Raw genomic sequence first — 19,977 nt, 5'->3', positions numbered from 1 at the left:
AGATCCTTCTCTCGAAACAAGGTCGAACGGCTACGCGGTGCGTGAATCCGCGGGTTGCGGTTCGGCTGTGTATCCGGCCTCGTGGACGGCGGCGATGACCCGAACGTGGTCGGGCTCGTCGGTACTGGTCACCGTCAGCGTTCCCGCAGCTGCAGATACTTCGACCGTGTCGACCCCGACGACGGCGCTGACTTCTTCGCGTACCGATGCTTCGCAGTGCCCGCACGTCATGCCGGTGACTCGGTAGTTCGTGGTTATCACGATGCCCCTTCGTTTGCATTCTTGGTAACATACCCCCAGGGGGTATATGACGGGATGGCTTGCACCATACCCCCTCCCCGTATATTTCGACAGGGCGAGCGGCTGCTGTCAGGGGCGAATACAGGTCACCGGAGCGGTGCAGTCGAAGTCGTGTCGACGTTCCCGGCGATTAACGTGTATCCATCGACCTGGCATCGACATCGGTGGCCCGAATCGCTGCACGCCCCGACTTCACACTCGAACGCGCATCGTCGCGGACTTTTGTAGGAATACACAGATTTGGTGACCTGGCGAGCGCGACAAGGAGCCCGGTCGACGCACGCCTGTCGGCGGATCGAAAGACATCCGAATCCCTGTATCGACCACTCATGCAGGGACTTTCTTTGTGCGTACCGAAGTTCGCTGCTGCCACCGTCGGCGCGTTCCCTCGTGCTCGGCTGTAGATCTCGACGGACAGATCCGCGTCCTTCTCGCCGCGCCACCGACCAGGCGGTGAATGACGTGCGGATCCCGTCGAGATGCCGAGAGATGTGTACGACTACGGAGCCGGAGACGCAGCCGTCCGACAAGCACGCAGCTGCGTCATCCCCAGACAGTCGAACCCCAGGACCGGATGCGGGCTCAGCACGACGGCGGTCGGGACGTGCGTCGACTCTGTAGGTGCGTACCAGCTGGCCCCAGGGTCGTTTTCGGTGGCATATCCTTGAACGACAGCCGAAAAGTGAGGTCGAAGCCGTGCGCAGAGAATCCGGACAGTTGGAGGAGTCGATCCTTCGATTGCTCGGTGAGCATCATCAGTTGGCGGTGTCAGAAGCTCGGGAGCTACTCGGATCCGATCTTGCGCATACGACAGTGATGACGGCGCTGGGGCGACTACACGGAAAGAGGCTCGTCGACCGAGAACGACGCGGACGATCGTACGTCTACACCCTCCGCGCTCCCGTCGACGAGCTACCGGCCTTACGAGCAGCGATGCGGATGCGGACCGAACTCGATACGCGAGCTGAACGAGCCGACGTTCTCGCCAACTTCGTTGCCTCCCTCGATCCGGAAGACGAATCCGTCCTCCGAAAGCTGCTCTCGGAAGGTTCCGCACGGAACTCGGACCACCGAACATGATTCTGTTGCTCGTCGTTGCCGCGTTGCCGTGGATCATGTCGGTCGCGTTGAGAACATACTGCGGCCCGGTCGACGACGATGCAGCACCGCTGGCAACGGTGACGGTCATCCCTGTCCTGGTGGCAGTCACGGCCTTCTCTGTCGCAGCGTCCACGACGGCGCTGGCATCGGTACTGATCGCCTCACCACCTGCCATTGCAATTGCCGCCGGCTTCGGGATGATCGGGTGGGTCGTCTACAGGCTCGCACTAGCCGCCGGACACATCGCTCGCGTCGTCGCCAGCTCACGAGATGCTGCGAAGTTCGCAGCCGAGGCCGACGTACGCGGCGGAACCGTCCTCGTCGAATCGACCGAGCCCGACGCCTTCGCCGTCGCCTCCGGTGGCGGCGCAGTGGTGATCACGACAGCGCTCGTCGCGGCCCTGTCGGATGCCGAACTCACTGCGGTGATCGAGCACGAACGCGCGCACCTTCGCTTCCGGCACACCTTCTTCACGCAGACGGTCGAGCTCGCAGCACAGTTCGACCCGCTGCTTCGCCCCGTCGTCGGCCACGTCCGCCACGCGGCCGAACGCCACGCAGACGAGTGGGCTGCGCGATACGACCGACATGCAACCATGTCGGCCCTGGCCAAGACGGTATTGCTCCGCGCCCACCTAGCGCGGCACTCGACTTCGTTGTCAAGCACCGGCGGCGACGTCGTACGCCGTGTCCGCGCTCTGACCGCGCCTCCGCCTCCGCCTCCACGCCGTTCGGTCGTGATCGCCGCACTGGTGTCGATCACGGCTTTTGCGGCGATCTCACTGGGATTGTTCGACGTAGCGCAGGACGTGATCGTTCCGGAAGTCGGCGAGAACCCGACCTCTGTCTTTCGTTGAGGAACTCCCCCCCACCGGAAGGCGTACGTCAGATTCCCGCGACGCCGGCCAGCTGCCCGATGCCGTAGGTGATGATCATGGCGATTGCCCCGCCGGTCACTATTCGCGTCACCGCGGGCCGGCGCGGGGCTCCCCCGAGCCATGCGCTGATCGTTCCGGTCGCGGCCAGAGCTACAACGACCACCGCGAACGTCACAGCGATTCGAATCGGCGCCGGAAGCAGCACGATCGCAAGAAGCGGTAGTAGTGCACCAGTGACGAACGCGATCGCCGATGAGAGAGCGGCCTGCCACGGGCTCGTCAACGCGTCCGGATCTATTCCCAGTTCGATATCGACGTGAGCTGAGAACGGGTCCTGGGCGGTCAGTTCTTCTGCAACGATGCGGGCAGTCTCCGGTGACAAACCTTTGTCCTCGTACATCGCCATGAGCTCTGCGAGCTCCTGTTCGGGTTCTTCGTCCAGTTCTCGGCGTTCTTTGTCGAGTAAGGATCGTTCGGTGTCGCGCTGAGTGCTCACCGAAACGTATTCCCCCAGTGCCATCGACACCGCCCCGGCGACAAGGCCTGCGGTACCGGCCGTGAGCACAGGTCCGCGTTCTGCGGTTGCGGCCGCGACTCCCACCACCAATCCGGCAACGGAGACGATGCCGTCGTTGGCCCCCAGAACTCCCGCACGGAGCCAGTTCAAGCGTCCCCCGACATCGCCGTGGGGTTCGGCCTCGTGTCCACCGGACACTGGATCTGCCATGTTCGACTCCTGTTCAGGTCAGTACCGATCAGTGTTCTCCGAAAGGGTAACTGTCGGCCCTTCGTCGTCACTTAACAGGATCGACTGGTGCGGGCGCGGAGGACACTGCGTCCTCCCACGCCGCGCGTGCCCCGGACTCTCCGATCCGATACACCTGCACCATCGTGGCCACTCCGACCACGACAGCGAGTACAGCGACAGCGATCGATTGCCACCGGACCGGCCGCGTCCCGCGGCGATCCCGAATGTGCTGCGCCACGAGCAGGGCTGCGACAAGAGCCAGTCCCAGTGCGAAGTAGAGCATCGAGTCGCCGAGTTCGGCGTGCGTCTGCACCGAGGCCCCCTCCGGAACTCGCTTCTCGAGCCATTCCCCCGCATCGGTGGTCAACGGCGTCAAGGCAAGTGTGAGGACCGCGAGCACCACGATCAACCAGACGAGCCTGCGGCGCACCGGAGCCCAGATACTCGACACGATGGCGAGCAATGCGGTGAGCGGGGCGAGCACCACGATGAAGTGCACCAGCAGCACATGAGCGGGCAGGCCATTGATCGTCGACACACGGATCTCCTGTTGTCTGGGCGTGCACACCACACGGCCACCACTAAATACTACACGAGTTGTAGTATTGAAGCTGCTGTCGACCACGGCTCTCCCGGGCCGGTGATCATTCGTCGAAGAATTTGCTCGTAGAGTTCCCCCAACGATTGCACCGTGCCTCGATCGAACAATGCTGTGGGGTAGACGATTCCAACGTCCATCCCGATCGTCCGGCCGACGGCGTCGCGTCGCTCGACGAGGTGAAAATGCAGATCACATTTCGCGATGTCCAACGGTCGGGGCGTGATGTCGACGTGCGTGGCGCCGATATCGAAGTGCGAGTCGGTGAACACATCCAACGAGAGCGCAACCTGAAAGAGTGGATGTCGCCCGAGATGCGGTCCTGGGTCGATATGTGCCGCGACCGTCTCGAAAGGGACATCCGAATGATCCAGTGCCCGTACTTTGCTGGCATGCGCAATGGCGATGACGTCCTCGAACGTCGCCGCTGCGGCGATATCGGATCGGATCGCAACAGTATTGACGAACGTACCGACGATCGTTTCCAGCTCCGGATCTCTGCGACCGGCGATCGGCGTCCCGATGACGAGATCGCTCGTGCCGGTAGCACGGGCGAGAAGCACCAGGAGACCGGCCCGCAGAACGGTGAACCGGCCGGTTTCATTGGCGCGGGCGACCCGATCGAGCCCGTCGGTGATGTCGACGGCCAGCTGCAGGTCGATTCTGTCGCCGGTGACGTCCCAGGACGAGGATCTGGGTCGGTCGGTCTCGACAGCAGTATCGAAAGCGAGGCCTTCGAATTCTCGGCTCCAGAAGTCGAGATCCGGCGACCCCGGGCGCTGCGCTGCCCAAATGCTGAAGTCGGTGTACTGCAGCGGCATCTTCGGCCAGCCCGGTGCGCGTCCCGATGCACGAGCTCGGTAGGCGACAGTGAAATCCTGGGCCAGTAGGCGGAGGGACCAACCGTCTGCTGCGATGTGGTGCACCGAGCACACAACAAGGTGGATGCCCGGTGCCTTCTCGAACAGCGTCGCCCGAATCGGAAGCTCACCGCGAACATCGAACGCTGCGGCGAGGACCTCGTCGACCGCGCGCGGATCGAACGCAGTGATACCGAGAACGGACTGCAACCGCGCTGGATCGTCGACAACGACTTGCCGCGGACCCCACGGTGAATCCGGGTAGATGGTGCGCAAGCTCCGATGTCTGACGAGCACATCGACGAAGGCTGCTTCGGCCGCGGAGGTGTCGAACGGTCCGGTGATCTCCGCGGCGAACGGAAGGTTGTACAGCGGCAGCTGTGCTGCGCGGTCGATGTGCATTTGCTGCGGTGCCAGTGGGATCACCGCAATGCTCTCCGCTGCGCCCGGCACCGGACGCCCTGGGCGGGGCCGATCGGCTGGATGCGCCTCGATAAATGTCGAGAGTGCCCGTACCGATCCTGCATCCACCAGGTCTCGTATCCCGATGTCGACACCGAGTTCGGTGTTCAGGCGTGCGATCACTCCGGTTGCAGTGAGGGAGTCGCCGCCCAGGGCGAAGAACGATGCATGCATGTCGATGACCGTAAGGCCGAGAACATCCTTGAATGCCCGCGCAACAGCATCTTCTGTACAGCTCCCGGGTTCTGTGTCCACACCGATTGCGACGTCGCGCTTCGGCTCCGGTAGCGCAGTTCGGTCGAGTTTGCGGTTGACGGTCAGCGGTATCGACTCGAGCACCGTGATGGTCGCGGGAACTGCAGATCCCGGAAGTATGTTCGCGAGAAAACCTCGAACCTCCTGCGGATCGAGCGGCTGCGCTCCGTCGCAGACGATGTATCCGTCGATGCGTAGGTCACCACTGTGGGTACGGCGGGTGGTGGATGCAGCCGCCGTGACTCGGGGGTGCGTCCGGAGTGCGGCATCGATTTCACCGAGTTCGATGCGATTGCCACGGATCTTGACTTGGTCGTCGGTCCTTCCGACGAACGCCAGGGAGCCGTCGGATCTCGCTCGTGCCATGTCGCCGCTGCGAAACAGTCGTCGACCGGCTCCGCCGAGCGGGTCTGCCACGAATCTCGATGCGGTGGCGGCGGCCCGGTTGCCGTATCCCCGTGCGATTCCGGTGGTCGCTATGTAGACCTCACCGACCGCCCCGGTCGGAACCGGTCGCAGGGTCCGGTCGAGGAGGTGGATTTCAGTTCCCACCATGGCGGTTCCGATACCGATTGCCTCTCCGGCGACCAGGGCATCGGTCATGGTGACGCTGCATGTGGTTTCGGTGGGGCCATACGCGTTGAGTAACCGACGCCCTGGGGACCATGCGGCGACGACGTCTCGCGGTGCCGATTCGCCTCCGATGATGATCGTCTCGATGTCGGTGAGGTCGGAGTAACCCAGTGTCACCAACGCAGATGGCGTGATCAGCAGATGCGTGAGGTGGCGGCGCGCGAGCAGTTGCGTCAGCTCGGGGCCCGCGTATGCCTGCGGCGGGGCGATGACCAGGGTCGCCCCTGCTGCCGCTGATGCAAGGTGTTCGACGATGGCGGTGTCGAATCCTGGCGAGGTGAGATGGCAGACTCTCGACGAGGCATCGAGACCATAGCTCACCTCGATCTGCTGCACCAATGCTCCGATGCCCTCGTGGGTGACGACGACGCCTTTCGGCTCACCGGTCGAACCCGAGGTGTAGATCACGTACGCCGCATTCGATAGCGAAGCCTTGCGCGTCGCCGGTCGACGCCGGGTTTCGTCGCTGCCGGCGACGCCGATGTCGAGCCAGTCGATTCCGCCGCCCGTCCAGGCGGGTTCTGCACTCGACCTGAGCCCGAGGACAGCGCGGCTGTCCCGCAGGATGTAGTCGGCCCGGCTATCGGGCAGTTTCGGGTCGATCGGCACGTAGACCGCACCCACGCGAGCGACCGCCCAGAACGCGATGACTGACGCGATGGATCGTGATATACACACTGCGATTGCAGCTTCCGGTCCGGCCCCCCGCTCTGTCAACCTCCCCGCCAGGTCGTCGACACGCTCGTTCAGTTCGAGATATGTCAATACTGTGTCTCCGTCGTCGACCGCAGTCCGCTCTCCCGCGTTCCGCACCGCAGCGTCGAATGCGTCGATCAGAGTCATGCTCGAAGTCGCTGCGGCCCCGGTCGATGCGGTGGGTGGTTCGTCCGGCAGGAACAACTCGAGGTCGCAGACGGCGGTATCGGTGACGTTCGGGTCTGCGAATCCGTCGAGGAGATGAAGAAACCGTTTGTGGTGGAGGGCGAGATCGCCGGCGGGATAGACGGCTGGGTTGGCCTCGAAGTCGATGCGGGGGCCCTGGCCGGTGCGGCCGGGGTAGATGTCGACGGCAAGGTCGGCCACCGGTCCAGTGGTCAAGATGTGGATCTGCCCGTCGACACCGCCCAGGCGGACACTGTTTGCGAACATCATCACGTTGACCGTGGGTCCGAAAGATGCTGCCGAGAGGGGTGATTCACCGGGTGAGGTGGACGATGTGCCGGGCCTGGATCGTTGGTGGCGCAGTACCGTGCCGAGGGCTGTCTCGGTCAGTTTGATGGCACCGCCGACGGTCGTGCGTCCAATGCCTGGCAGGTCCAGGGGCACAACGTTCGAGGTAGTCGATCCGCCGCGCCGTAGCAGCGCAGTGGAGCGAGCGGACACCGGGAGGGACAGTCGCACGTCGGTCGAGTCGGTCATGCGGGCAACAAACACTGCGAATGCTGCGATGACAACGCTCGACGTCGTGCGGCCAGCGAGCGGCGTGAGGACAGCGTGCTGGCTCGATGCGGCGACACCGCCTGCGGTCATCGACATCGGTTGCGGTGCAGCACTGCCCGCGAGCGACAACACCCCGGTACGGGAGTGTTCGAGTGCCGATGCGCGCCAGAAGTCACGGTCTCGTCGTGCCCGCGCCGACCCTTGATACTGTCGGTCTTCCTCCACGAACGCCGCCGGTGACGTCGCATCGTGGGGCGCTGGTTCTTCGCCGGCCATCACGGCGGTGTAGATCGCTGCGCCGCGCTCGAGTACTCGGACCGAGGCGTATCCATCCAGCGAGATGTGGTGGGCGCAGGTGTACCACAGGACATGATCGTCGGACAGGCGGAAGAGCCGGAGCCGGACCAAGCAGCCGTCGAGTGGGAACGGGCTTCGGCAGTCCCGCTCCATCCACTGCAGGGCAGCCTCCCGTGGATGCTCGACGCCGCGAAGGTCGACCGTCTGAGCCGCATCACGGACGCTGCCAGCGAAGGTCTGACTGGGACGACCGGCGGCATCGACAATGCGCATCGGAGCCGACGAATACTCGGTGTGGGCCCGCAGGCCACTGCTCAGCAGCGCATCGACATCGACGCTGCCGGTCAATTCGACATAGTAGGCGATCACGAAGGGGATGTCCGGCGACAGCTGCTGGGCATGCCAGATATCGAGCTGTGGTGTCGTCAACGCCAACACGTCGTCGCCCATGTGAACCCTCTCAGAACAGTTCATCAACTACTACATGATCGGTAGTATCCAGATTAGCGTCGTCACCGAGGCCGCGCATCGACGCAGCGAAGAGCGGCCGACCGAGATACCACCAAACCCCCTATAAGAAGCCTTACTCGCGTGTTGCTGAAGGTCCCTTGAGGATGAACGGGATGGGCTAGAACGGCGCTGGGTCGGACCACTCTCAGCGCTCTTTCAGCACCCTGTGGGCACTATGAAGCCAAGTCCATCGACTGGTCGACCTCCGCAGAACACACAAGGTTCGCGATCGATCGTCCAGGAAAGTTCGTACCCGAGTTGCAGCGCACGCACAGCGTCTTCCCAGCAAACTCGCACACTCTGGATCTCGAGGCCCTCGACCACGCGGGCCGATATCGGAAAGGCCTCGCATGACTACACCGGAATCCGGCTTTCGTAGAACGCGTATCGCCACTGCGGCAGTGGCAGGAATCGGGGTCGCCGTCGTGATCGGAACCTCGACCCTGGCATTCTTCGATACCCAGAACACCGGTACAGCCAACGCAGCGACTGTCTCGGATACGACCTCGACTAAGCAATCAGCCAACGGAACCAGCACCACCACGAACCCATTCGGCACCTCGCCACGTGTCTCGTCGGGATCCGGAACACCACACAGCACCACCCACGGCTCATGAGTACTGTCGCCGACAATGACTCGGTAGCCGAGTCCCGTTGGCAGATATGGAGCACCGACGCTCATCTCGTCGTGACCGACCCGATGTCGCTCGAGGCTGCGGAATCGATGGTGCGCAGCGAACTCGACGCGGTCGATCGCGCATGCAGCAGGTTCCGGCCCGATTCCGATGTCATGAACCTGGCCGGCTCACATATCCGGCCCGCCCCCGTCGGTGCCGTACTCGCCGACTTCGTGCACGCGTCGCTACAGGCAGCCGAATTCACCGACGGTGCAGTGGACCCGACGCTCGGCTCGGCGATGATCGAGCTGGGCTACGACCGGGACTTCTCACTGCTCGAACCACCATCCGAGGGTTCCTCCACACCCGTGTCGTTCGTACGCCGCGCCGACTGGACGATGGTGACCCTGCACGACGGCGTGCTCACGGTTCCGGAGGGCGTTGTACTGGACCTGGGAGCGACCGCGAAAGCGCTGGCAGCCGACCGCTGCGCGGCACTCGTCGCGTCCGAACTCGGCTGCGGAGTTCTCGTCTCTCTCGGAGGTGACATCTCGACGAGCGGTCCGCAACCGAGCACGGGATGGCATATTCGAGTGTCCGACGGCGACAACCAACCATCGACGACGATCACCATCGGATCGGGCGTCGGAGTTGCCACGTCGAGCACCCTGCGGAGGCGATGGTCGAAAGGCGGAAAGACTGCTCACCACATCCTCGACCCGCAACTCTTAGTTCCTGCCGACCCATACTGGTGCACAGTCACCGTCGTCGCACAGAGCTGCTTTCTGGCAAACACGGCCAGTACCGCCGCCATCGTGAAAGGCCCGTCGGCCGTTCGATGGCTGACAGACAACGGCCTTCCCGCCCGAATGATCGACGCCGACGGCGACACGACACTGACACCCGGATGGCCCCATAACAGTGCCCACATCGGACATCCGATCACCGAGGAGCACTGATGGATCAGGCATTGTGGGCACTCGGACGGGGAACAGGCATCGCGGCGTTGGTGCTACTCACCCTCTCCATGGCATCGGGAATGGTGACGCGATCGGGGAGACCGATCCTGACGCTCCCACGATTCGGCGTCGTGGAACTCCACAAGAACACGTCCCTGTTGGGGTCGCTGCTCATCGCGATCCACGTCGGTTCACTGTTCTTCGATCCCTACGCACAGCTGAACGTCATCGACTCGGTGGTCCCGTTTCTCGGGCAGTACCGGCCGTTCTGGCTCGGCCTCGGCACCCTCGCCGTGGATCTGATCATCGTCGTCGTCGCCACCGCTCTACTGAAGCACCGACTGGGGCACAAAACATTTCGAGTCGTCCACTGGTCGACGTACGCCCTGTGGCCGATTGCCCTCGCCCATGCCCTGGGCAACGGAACCGACGTCGGACACGCATGGTTCCTCTCCATTGCTGCAGTGTGCGCGGCACTGGTGACAGCCGCGACGACGTTCCGACTCCGCCACGACTTCCTCGAATTTCACCACACCCGAGCAGGAGCACAGCGATGACGACCTCGAGCCTCACTCACATTTTGTCCGGTGCCGCGTTCGACCTCGACCGACATGCGCACATGTTCGGGCCGGTGCCTGCGGGCGATGATTCGGTCATCGCGGCTGTCTCACGTTCCGGCCTGGCCGGGCGCGGTGGCGCAGGTTTTTCGGCCGGGGCGAAGATGGCCGCCATCACCGGTCGCCGCCCGGTAATGATCGCGAACGGATCCGAGGGCGAACCGCTGAGCAGCAAAGACGCTGTCCTACTGTCCGATTCACCGCATCTCGTTCTCGACGGCCTCTCGATTGCCGCGGCCGCAGTGCGCGCCACGGATGCATTCCTGGTCGTACCCGCCTCGCATGCCGAACGGTTGCGCAACGCCATCGCCGAACGGCGACACAGTCGTTGGGATCGCACCGATGTCCATGTCGTCGCGTCCGCCGGACGCTTCGTATCCGGGGAGAAAACGGCTCTGATCGCGGCGGTCGAGGGGAAGCCGCCGATTCCGCGATCCTCGCTGACATCGTCATCGAAATCGGGAGTGAAGGGGCGCCCGACTCTCGTGCACAATGTCGAGACTCTCGCGCACGTCGCCACCATTGCGCGATTCGGCGTCGACTGGTTCCGAGCGTCCGGAACTGCCAGCGAACCTGGAACGATGCTCGTGACGTTGTCCGGTGCGGTGCACAACCCCGGCGTTGTCGAGGTACCGATCGGAAGCCGACTCGAGTGGGTTGTCGGCGATATCGGACGAGCAGACATAGACCACACTCGCGCTGTCCTGGTCGGCGGTTATCACGGAACCTGGATCAACCGAGCGGACCTCGCAGGGCGACGCCTCTCGAAAGAATCACTCGCCGCGATAGGCGCAAGTCCGGGAGCGGGAGTGGTACACGCGCTTGCAGTCGACACCTGCGGTCTTCGTGCCACGGCCGACATCGTCGACTACCTTGCACGGGAAAGCGCCGGTCAATGCGGGCCTTGCCTGAACGGGCTCCCCCGGCTGGCATCGGTGTTCGGCGACCTCGCCTACCACCGTCCCGGTGAACAGACGCTGAACGAGATCCGCCGCTATGCCGGGCTCGTCGACGGGCGCGGTGCATGCCACCATCCCGACGGAACCGTACGGCTCGTCCGGTCGGCCTTGACCGCATTCGCCGACGACGTGCGCCTGCACAGCACCGGCCACTGCGAAGCGAGAGCTCTCTGGGGAAACCGATGAGAACCGACCGAACATCCGACATGCAGCTTCACATCGACTGGACGCGCTGCGACGGCCGGGGCCTGTGCACCGAATTGCTCCCCGAGATCCTCTCCCGCGACGAGTGGGGATATCCGCTTTCAGCGAGCCCTGCGCCTGTTGTGCGATCGAGATCACTGGGTGATGCACGCAAGGCCGTCGAATTGTGCCCACGGATAGCGTTGTCGTTGCACTCACCGGACCGAACGACACCGTAGAGCCGTCTCGACACGAGACTGTCAGAGGAACCGGGGCCACAGGATGACTCGGTCGATTCCGTGAACCGACGCGATCTCTGCGTTCGGTGTGCCTAGCCGAGCATCCTGCGGATGCGGTGTGCCGGATGTCGCGGCCGTTGCCGTGGTGGATGCAGGTGGTGGCGACGGCGACACACCTCAGGATCGCCGAAGCAATGCGGTCACCAGGCGAACACTTTGCCTTGTGGACAGCTCCGGCAGATACGCCTTGGTGATTGCACTGCCGATGCTCGCCAACGCTGCTGGATCGGGGAACGCCATGTACATCGGGCTGTATTCGGGTTGGAATTTGGATTTGAACGCGAGCAGTGATCGAAAGCCGTACACCGGTTCGAGAGTTCGCCCGAGCAGGTCCAGGGATCGATCCATCACCCCTGTGGCCGGTGAATCCGATGATGCAGCAGTCACCGCATGTGCCAGCGGAGCACCGGAAAGGCTGAGGAACTGTGCGCCTTCGTCTTTGACCATCATCGCAGCCGAAGCGATCAAGAACTCGATGGCCGGCCGGAAACCGTCGGCGCGTCGGCGCATGAAGTCCATCGTCCACCCCACCACGATGCCGTCGCGATAGACGGGCATCCAGGAGGTGACAGCGTGCACCGTGCGGTGCTCGTCCACGGCAATGAGGCAGCGGACATCGCGGTCGTCGAGTTCGTTGAGTCCACCGAGGGTGAACCCCATCTCGGGCATGCCTTTGTCGGTCATCCATTCTTCGGAGATGGCCGCGATCTGGTCGGTGATCGCGAAGGGTGCGTCCGGGTAGGAGAGCCATTCGGCGTGCACAGCAGCTTTCCCGGCGCGGTTGAGTGCTGTACGCACGTCCTGAAACTTCTTCCCGGTGAACGCCAGGGTCGACAAGTTCAGGACCGCCTCCTGGGCGACCTGCACACTCGACCACCCGAGCGTGTCGGTGACCGAACGAACCTCGCCCGACACCGAATACAGGCACGGTGTCCAGCCGTTCCCGACGCAGAAGTCCGCGAATCCGAGCAGCGTTGCGCGCAGATCGCCCGGGGGACACACCGGGCTGCCGGTGGTGACAGCGACACGGCCGATCACCCGATATGCGATGAAGCCCGTGCCCGAGTCGTCGAACCAGTACTGGTTCCCCGGCCACGTGGTCATCCACGACAGTGATCCCCCGCCGAAGGACCGCAGGATTTCGCGGGCGCGGACGACATCACCGGAGTCGACTGTGTAGGCGGGTTTGGTGAAGGTTCGGAACATGGCGACGGTCAGCACGAGCCAGAACACCACTCCTGTCCACTCGAAGAGCAGCGTCGCTGGCGTGTTCGTGGGTAGTAGGCGTGGGTCGAGCCACTGCAGGTCCACCGGTGGGATGAGACGGTTGGGAAATTCGGCGATGAGCGCGGTCGGTGTGGCCACCGGGTCGAACCCTGCCCGTGCAAGCCAGCCGGCACCGACGAAGACCACGAACAGGGTTGCCACTGTCACCGCCGCCGCGTACCCGAACCGGCGGTACGTTCCCGACGGCGCGGCAGCATCGAACAATCCACGCGACCACAGCAACAACGCCACAATGACGATCGGAGTCAGTACCGGTATCGCCGATCTCGCGATCTGCGATGTCTCGTCCAGGCCGTAGAACACCGAACCCGGTGTGACACTGTCGATGTAGCGCAGCACCACGTTGAGCACGGCCAACCCGATCAGCACCGCCTGAGCGATTACGGCGGTCCACCAGGCACCGCGCCGACCACGCCGGAGCCCGTCCGCTACCGCCAGGACGAACACCGTCGGCATGATCGCCAACAGTGTGGGGCCGATCCCGGAAAGCCTCAGTGCAGCAAGCCCTTCCCTGCATTCTTGGGGATCCCCTCCTGCCGCGCACAGTGCGCGGATATCGCCCACTGTGGCCTCGGATCCGCCGAAGACATCTTTCAACCCGGCGAACGGGCCGATCGCATTCGGGGAGAGTGCGGCCAGGATCGGACCGATTGCGCTGGCCGCGACCACGAGTGCAATGAGCAGACGACCCTCTCGTTGCGTTCCCACCATCGGTTGACGCCGCGTCGGCCGACCGAGCAGCAGCGGGCCGACGCTCAACCCGATCGCTGCCGCCACGAGCCGGATGACGTCTTGCAGGTGACCACCGAAGAGCACCAGGGTGATCAACAACGTCACCGTCACCACCCGCACCCGCCACCGCCACAACGTGCTCATCGACACCGTCGACGCCATGAGCACCCCGACGATCCACGTGGTCGGACTTACCGCGACACCACTGTGCAACGTCGAGGCCCATCGCAGGCCGATACGCTCGGTGATCGAGGTGAACAGCACCCCGCCGGCCGTTCCACCCAGTTGTGTCAGCACCGCGGCCGCCACCCATCGCGGCGTTCGGAGTCGCTTCTCGAGCGGTGCAGCGACGAGCAGCACCAGAAGCGTCGCAAGCAGATACCCGGTCAGGCTCGGCGACCACAGACCGGCCGAGAGCAGTGTCCACACTCGGCCCTGCCGCAGTGACTCGGTCCCGACACCGACCTGAGCCAACACCGATGGGCTCGGGCCGTGCCCGACACTCGACGTCGCGATCGCCGCCGCCCACATCACGAGGACGAACAGTGCGCTCGCCGGCGCACGAACTATGTTCTCGCGCAGGAACGCTCCTGCCGAGGCTGTGTACCGGGGTAACGCTCGTACGGCGGATCTGGCGGCGGCGGTGAAGTTCACCGCGCGCTCCTTTACCCGGGTGCTGTGTGGTATCGAGTGCTTCACGATCTCAGATCCTCCTCGTTGCGGACCGCGCACGAGTGGTCCTCGCGCGGTTCCGATCGCATCGCGAGCCGACAGCTCGCCCGGGTCCTACAAGATCTCCGAATCTTTTCGCCGCCCTGTGGTACTCGCCGCCCGTCGAGTCCATCCGGTCCAGGGGCCAGCGCCGGGTCATGGCGTCAATCCCAACCGGGTTCCCAGCCACGGCAACGACTGCGAGAGCCCCGGTCCCCACACGCTCCAGCTGTGTCCTCCCGGGAGTTCGAGGTAGCGCACGTCCACCCCGGCAGCGGTGGTCGCGGCCAGTACTCGTTGTGCCTGCGGGCCGTACGTCCGGTCCGTGCTACCGGCGACGATGGTTCCGGCGGTGTCGGGCAATCGTGTGCGCGCGAGGACGTCGAGGGGGTTCACCGCGGCGAAGGCGACGGGGTCACCGCCGAAGAACTGGTCCACCGTCTGTCGACGGGTTCCCACTGTCGGTTCGTCCTGCCCGGAAATATCGAGGAACGTGGGATACACGGCCGGGGCGTTGACGGCGAGCTGCAGTGCGCACGTTCCTCCGGCCGACATACCGCCCACAGCCCAGTGGCGAGGGTCGGGATCGATCTGGAGTGTGGAGCGGATCCAGGCGGGGACGTCCACGGACAGGTAGGTGAAGGCGTGACCGGCAGGAGAGTCCACGCAGAGGGTCTGAGCGAGCCTGCTGCCGAGTGGATCGGCCACCACGACGACGGGGGCGAGACCGGCGTTCGCGGCGGCGTAGGAGTCCAGTACGGCATCCAATCTGCCGCCGTCGAACCAGTCTCGCGGTGTTCCCGGTTGCCCGGGGACCAGGACCAGCACCGGTAGCTGCGCGCGCGGAACACTGAGATACGCCGGTGGCAGGTAGATCCACGCTTCCCGAGCTCGGAATCCCGACATCAGCCCCGGGATGCTCGCCGTGGACACGATCCCTGTGCTGGGCATCGACGTCGGCGGTGACCAATTGCGGCTCAGTGGCACTCCGGGTTGCGCGTTCGTCAGCGTCGGTGTCGTTCCTGGTACCCGGGAGAAATCCACTTGCGAGGCCAGGTTCAGCCCGAGGGCGGTCCGCACGGTCGGGTATGCACCGAAGTGGTTGTTCACCTGTGCAGCGCCGCTGATCACCACACAGGCCACAGCAACCAGTGACAGCACCTTCATCCGCACCCGCGCTGGACGCAGCAACGCCATCGCCAACGCCGCTGCACCGAGCCCGGTCCAGAGCACCGCAACCACCGGAAGAGGATCGGGGAACGGTCGCCAGAGAACGTCGACCGACACCATCAGGATCGCTGACACTCCCGCCCCGATGAGCAACGCTGCCGGTAATCGGCGACACCACCAGCGGCGCCCCCGGCCGAGCGCGAGCACCAGCAATGCCACCACTCCGAGCCCGAGCAGGGCGGCGCGCACCGGGCCGTAGAGGACAGGTATGTCGATCATCGACATGACGTCCTTTCACAGGTGACTCCGAGGCCGCCTTGTCCGGTCCCATGCTGTCCCAGCACCGGCCTGCCCGCACGGAGAACGCCCGTATAGGGGGTTGGGTAAGAGGATCGGCGCAAGGAACGTGCGGCCCTCACGCAGGGTCGGGCAGGAGCTCGCCGTTGGCTTTCTGCGGTTCCCCGGTCCGTCGGTGGGTCGGGGCGGGGAGAGTATCGACAGGGCCGTTGCGGACACGGATCGCCTCGGCGACGACGAAGCCGACGAGCACGGTCAGCACTACAGCGGAGGTCCATTGAGTTCCCCATCCCAATCCGCCGTGGTCGGTGGGCTTGCTCAGGAAGTCGCCGCCGGTAGCGCCGAGGGGGCGGGTGAGAACGAACGCGATCCAGAACAGGGCGATGCCATTGACGGAGGTCAGGTAATGGGCTGCGAGTAGCGCGATCATGACCGCGAGCAGGATCAGTGCGCTGGTGCGGAACCCCAATCCGAGACTGTCGGCGAGGAAGTCGCCACTCGAGGTACCGAGGCTGTTGGAGAACAAGATCGCGATCCAGTACAGAGTTTCGCCGCGTGCGGTGGCGATGTTCTCCACGTCGAGGGTCTGTCCGCTGCGCCACCACAGTAGGAACACCACCACCAGACCTGTGGTGAGCAGGACCGCTCCGCCGGTGTAGCCCAGTCCGCCTGTGCGGTTGAGAAGATCCGACAACGTCGTGCCCGCGGTGCTGGTCAACGCGATGACCGTCCAGAACAGGGCCGGGTGGTAGCGCCGGGCTCGTAGCTGGAAGATCACCGCGATCAGGAACAGTGCCGCGAAGACGACGGTAGCGACGAGGTACCCCACGTGCAGGGTCTGAGCGAGCAGATCCCCGCCGGTCTCGCCGAGGGTGGTGGCGAGTATTTTCACCACCCAGAACGATGCCGTGATGTGGGGAAGTTTGCGCGCGACCCGCAGCGCGGATCGGCCTGTCGTGGGCGGGTCGTCCGAAGCGGTCATCGAGAGTCCTTGTCCAGTCGCAGAAAATGCCCACCCGTGCGGGCCACCGCCGGCGCGGCAGATCAGAGACTGACATCTGCTTGTTGAAGAACCGCTGAGAACGCGCGCTCAGCGGTTCAGCGGAAGGCGGATCTCGAACCGGGCACCGCCGGCCGGCGACTGCGACACCGCCACCGTCCCTCCGTGCGCGGCGACAGTGCCTGCGACGATGGACAGTCCCAGCCCTGTGCCGCCTTCATCACGTGTTCGTGAGGAGTCCAGGCGCACGAAACGGTCGAACACTTTCGCGCGCTCGGACTGCGGTATCCCCGGCCCGTCGTCGTCGATCCGGATGATGGCGTGTCCTGCCGATTCGGCGCAGGACACAATGATGCGGGTCCGGGCGTGGCGGACGGCGTTGTCGGCGAGGTTGCGCACCACCCTGCCCAGCGCGCTGGGGTCACCGGTCACCCGAACGGGCACGATCGACGACTCCACCAGTACCTCGGACACGGCCTCGATACGTTTGCCCTCCTCGTACAGCAGGTCGTCGAGATCGACATCGACCGCCGCGACGGGCAGACCGGTCTCGTCCGACCGTGCCAGAAGCAGCAGATCCTCGATCAGTCGACGCATTCGGCGCGCTTCCGGAAGCAAGGACTCGTCGATCATCGCCTCATCGAGAAGGTCGGGCCGCGACGATGCGAGTTCGAGAGCTGCGGTGATCGTGGACAACGGACTTCGTAGTTCGTGGGATGCGTCGCTGACGAAGCGTTGCTGCGCTCGTTGTCCGACCTGCAAGCGTTCGAGCATCGCGTTCATCGTCTGTGCCAGGCGGGCGATCTCGTCGCGGGTTTCGGGTACGGGAATACGTTCGTCGAGTTGGCGACTGGAAATCGACGCCACCCTGGACCTGATCCGTTCGACCGGGCTCAATGCCGCACCGACGAGGCGGTACGTCGCGAACGCGACCAGGGCGATCACGATGGGACCGACGACGGTGAGCAGGATCGCCACTGTGGACACGACGTTTTCCACCGGTTCACGGTCGGCCCCGACCACCACCGTCACCGGCCCGGAGGGCGATGTGGCTCCCTGTGCGGTAACCCAGAAGTCGCCGTCCTCACCGTAGGACACTCGGCCCAGATCACGGGTCGCGGCCGGGGCAACCTGCTCGGTCGTGACAGGCGCAGCGCCATCCCCTCGGGACTGCGCTCGTACCGTCCCCGATCCGTCGATGACCTGAATGATGCCGATCTGCCCGTCCGTGGCCAGTAACGAGTCGTCGATCTGCGCTGCGGTGTCGGATTCGAGCTGTTCGGCGACCTGCAGGCCGCGGGCAGCGGCAGCAGATCGAGCGGAGTTCTCGAGCGAGTTGTACAGGACCCCGAGGAGCGCACCGCCGGCGATGACGAGGCAGACGGCGACAACCACTGTCGATGCCACCGCCGAGCGCACGCGGACGGTCCACGAACGTGGTCGCAACAGATCGAGGGTCGAGTGCATCAGGTCAGTGTCCCGTGTCCCCTCGTGAGAAGCATCTGCTCTTCAGCGTCTCTTCAGGAACGATCTGCCAGAGTCCACGACCATGACCACGACCACCGCGCGCATGTTGGCGAGCAAAGTCCCCGAAGTGACGCTCTTGTTCTGGGTCATCAAGATCCTCGGTACCACCGTCGGAGAGACGGCCGCCGATGCACTCAACGTCGATCTCGGGTTCGGCTTGACCGGAACCACCGTCGTCGTCGGTGTAGTGCTGGCCGCGGCCCTGATCTACCAGTTCACGCTGCGCCGGTACGTGCCGTGGGTCTACTGGCTGGTGGTCATCCTGATCAGCATCGCCGGCACGTTGATCACCGACAATCTCACCGACAACTTCGGTGTGCCCCTGGCCATCAGCACCGGGTTCTTCGCTGCCGGCCTGATCCTGACGTTTGCAGCGTGGTACATCAGCGAGGGAACACTGTCGATCCACAGCATCAGAACCCGGCGCCGTGAAGGGTTCTACTGGCTGGCGATCCTGTTCACCTTCGCGTTGGGCACCGCCGCGGGCGATCTGGTCGCCGAGCAGCTCGCACTGGGATACCTGACATCGGCATCTGTGTTCGCGGCGATCATCGCGGTGGTCACCGCCGCGCACTACGGGCTACGACTCAATGCCGTCCTCGCGTTCTGGATCGCCTACATTGTCACTCGCCCCCTCGGCGCGTCGATCGGCGACTATCTCACGCAAGACAAGAACCTGGGCGGCCTCGGACTGGGACCGACCGTCGTCACCGCGGTGTTCGGCGTCGCCATCGTCGGATCGGTGGCGTATCTGAGCATCTCCCGCGCCGATGTCCTCGACACCACCACCGTCAGCTCCGGGACCTCCGACGCAGCGCACAGCGCATGACACCGCCCGTCGAACATCACCCGAACACCGGCCGGGCGCGGCGCACCACGCCGTGCTCACGTACCCCGCGAGTACCGCGCGGTGCGTGCCTGTCCATTCACCGATAGTCCTGGCGCGCCCCACCGCACCGACGGCCCGCTGTGTACGACCGTGGGCCTAATCGACCGATACCAGACACAGGCAGCGGTCGCTCCCGACCCACCGGGCCGATCTCGAGACGAGGATCGATGACCGACACGGCAGACACCGAACAAGCACGCGTGTTCATCACCATGTTGCACGCCGAGATCGCCGTGATCTCGGCGCGAATCGAAGGAGCCGAGAAGATCGCCCGGACGGCCTGGGAGGTCGGCCGAACATCCTCTCGCCGTTGGTATGCCGACGATGCACGTATCCAACGCACGATTCTCTACGAGCTACATCGTCAACTCGATTCCCTGCACACTCGCTTCCCGGGTGTACGAGTGCCGGAGGCACCGAGGTCACCGTCGACGCCGGAGAGTGCCGGAGGCACCTCACCCCTGACCTCGTCGAGGCCTGCGCCCACTCACCGTGAACGAACACCGTGATCAGGGCCGCAACCGAGAAGTGCAGGACCGTCGACCGATTCGACGAACTACCCCAACTCATCGGAGCCCCTGTAGCTCGCTGGTCGACAGCAGCTCCAGCTGTGTCCGACGATGTGCAGCGGCACTGCGCTGCGCCGCG

At 64.4% G+C, this 19,977-nt stretch carries 17 protein-coding genes; 9 read left to right on the top strand and 8 right to left on the bottom strand.

What is annotated here, in order from left to right; genetic code table 11:
- Positions 1-30: 30 nt before the first annotated feature.
- Positions 31-261: a heavy-metal-associated domain-containing protein gene (locus H7C86_RS32195; RefSeq protein WP_003943444.1), complete on the bottom strand. Its 231-nt coding sequence runs from the start codon at positions 259-261 to the stop codon at positions 31-33.
- A gap of 735 nt (positions 262-996) precedes the next feature.
- Here H7C86_RS32195 and H7C86_RS32190 point away from each other — a divergent pair.
- Complete coding sequence (locus H7C86_RS32190) at positions 997-1,380, top strand: BlaI/MecI/CopY family transcriptional regulator (RefSeq protein WP_037126985.1); 384 nt, start codon at positions 997-999, stop codon at positions 1,378-1,380.
- A complete protein-coding gene (locus H7C86_RS32185) occupies positions 1,377-2,258 on the top strand; it encodes a M56 family metallopeptidase (protein WP_030537377.1) in 882 nt (293 codons plus the stop codon). The genes H7C86_RS32190 and H7C86_RS32185 overlap by 4 nt, the downstream gene beginning before the upstream one ends.
- A 28-nt stretch (positions 2,259-2,286) precedes the next feature.
- On the opposite strand, the gene H7C86_RS32180 is transcribed toward H7C86_RS32185, so the two are convergent.
- The 3 genes from H7C86_RS32180 to H7C86_RS32170 form a co-directional block, all read right to left on the bottom strand.
- Positions 2,287-3,006, bottom strand: a complete 720-nt coding sequence (locus H7C86_RS32180; RefSeq protein ID WP_030537376.1) for a VIT family protein — start codon at positions 3,004-3,006, stop codon at positions 2,287-2,289.
- 67 nt (positions 3,007-3,073) lie between these two features.
- Positions 3,074-3,565 carry a DUF2231 domain-containing protein gene (locus H7C86_RS32175; protein ID WP_003943426.1) on the bottom strand — a complete coding sequence of 164 codons (492 nt, stop codon included), beginning with the start codon at positions 3,563-3,565 and terminating at the stop codon, positions 3,074-3,076.
- Positions 3,566-3,615: 50 nt separating this feature from the next.
- A complete protein-coding gene (locus H7C86_RS32170; protein ID WP_030537375.1) occupies positions 3,616-8,022 on the bottom strand; it encodes a non-ribosomal peptide synthetase in 4,407 nt (1,468 codons plus the stop codon).
- Between the two features lie 410 nt (positions 8,023-8,432).
- Here H7C86_RS32170 and H7C86_RS32165 point away from each other — a divergent pair, with 410 nt between their 5' ends.
- The 5 genes from H7C86_RS32165 to H7C86_RS32145 are packed head-to-tail and all read left to right on the top strand — an operon-like array spanning position 8,433 to position 11,656.
- Entirely contained in the window at positions 8,433-8,699 is a 267-nt protein-coding gene (locus tag H7C86_RS32165) for a hypothetical protein (RefSeq protein WP_030537374.1), read from the top strand.
- Positions 8,696-9,658: an FAD:protein FMN transferase gene (locus H7C86_RS32160; protein WP_030537373.1), complete on the top strand. Its 963-nt coding sequence runs from the start codon at positions 8,696-8,698 to the stop codon at positions 9,656-9,658. Before H7C86_RS32165 ends, H7C86_RS32160 begins: the two co-directional genes overlap by 4 nt.
- Entirely contained in the window at positions 9,658-10,215 is a 558-nt protein-coding gene (locus H7C86_RS32155) for a ferric reductase-like transmembrane domain-containing protein (RefSeq protein WP_030537372.1), read from the top strand. Before H7C86_RS32160 ends, H7C86_RS32155 begins: the two co-directional genes overlap by 1 nt.
- Positions 10,212-11,420, top strand: coding sequence for an NADH-ubiquinone oxidoreductase-F iron-sulfur binding region domain-containing protein (locus H7C86_RS32150; RefSeq protein WP_030537371.1), 1,209 nt, complete (start codon positions 10,212-10,214; stop codon positions 11,418-11,420). The genes H7C86_RS32155 and H7C86_RS32150 overlap by 4 nt, the downstream gene beginning before the upstream one ends.
- Positions 11,417-11,656, top strand: a complete 240-nt coding sequence (locus H7C86_RS32145; RefSeq protein ID WP_030537370.1) for a ferredoxin — start codon at positions 11,417-11,419, stop codon at positions 11,654-11,656. The genes H7C86_RS32150 and H7C86_RS32145 overlap by 4 nt, the downstream gene beginning before the upstream one ends.
- A gap of 177 nt (positions 11,657-11,833) precedes the next feature.
- Here H7C86_RS32145 and H7C86_RS32140 read toward each other — a convergent pair whose 3' ends face one another.
- The 4 genes from H7C86_RS32140 to H7C86_RS32125 all read right to left on the bottom strand — a co-directional run bounded on the left by H7C86_RS32140 (position 11,834) and on the right by H7C86_RS32125 (position 18,380).
- The gene (locus H7C86_RS32140) at positions 11,834-14,389 is read right to left on the bottom strand and encodes a bifunctional lysylphosphatidylglycerol flippase/synthetase MprF (protein ID WP_225320206.1); all 2,556 of its coding nucleotides are present in this window, start codon (positions 14,387-14,389) and stop codon (positions 11,834-11,836) included.
- A 213-nt stretch (positions 14,390-14,602) separates the two neighbouring features.
- Entirely contained in the window at positions 14,603-15,895 is a 1,293-nt protein-coding gene (locus H7C86_RS32135; protein ID WP_225320205.1) for an esterase family protein, read from the bottom strand.
- 136 nt (positions 15,896-16,031) lie between these two features.
- On the bottom strand, positions 16,032-16,895 hold the full coding sequence (locus H7C86_RS32130; protein WP_051649567.1) for a hypothetical protein: 864 nt from the start codon (positions 16,893-16,895) through the stop codon (positions 16,032-16,034).
- A gap of 108 nt (positions 16,896-17,003) precedes the next feature.
- Positions 17,004-18,380 (bottom strand): ATP-binding protein, encoded by a 1,377-nt coding sequence (locus H7C86_RS32125; RefSeq protein WP_030537366.1) that lies wholly within the window; start codon positions 18,378-18,380, stop codon positions 17,004-17,006.
- A gap of 82 nt (positions 18,381-18,462) precedes the next feature.
- Here H7C86_RS32125 and H7C86_RS32120 point away from each other — a divergent pair, with 82 nt between their 5' ends.
- Together H7C86_RS32120 and H7C86_RS32115 are read left to right on the top strand one after the other, a co-directional pair.
- Positions 18,463-19,269 (top strand): hypothetical protein, encoded by an 807-nt coding sequence (locus H7C86_RS32120; protein WP_080712791.1) that lies wholly within the window; start codon positions 18,463-18,465, stop codon positions 19,267-19,269.
- 227 nt (positions 19,270-19,496) lie between these two features.
- Positions 19,497-19,838 (top strand): hypothetical protein, encoded by a 342-nt coding sequence (locus H7C86_RS32115; protein WP_030537364.1) that lies wholly within the window; start codon positions 19,497-19,499, stop codon positions 19,836-19,838.
- Positions 19,839-19,977: the final 139 nt, after the last annotated feature.

Origin of the sequence: Rhodococcus sp. UFZ-B548, from assembly GCF_903819475.1 — a bacterium.
GTDB classification, from domain to species: Bacteria; Actinomycetota; Actinomycetes; order Mycobacteriales; family Mycobacteriaceae; genus Rhodococcus_F; species Rhodococcus_F erythropolis.
This window is presented reverse-complemented; position numbering and strand designations above follow the sequence as displayed.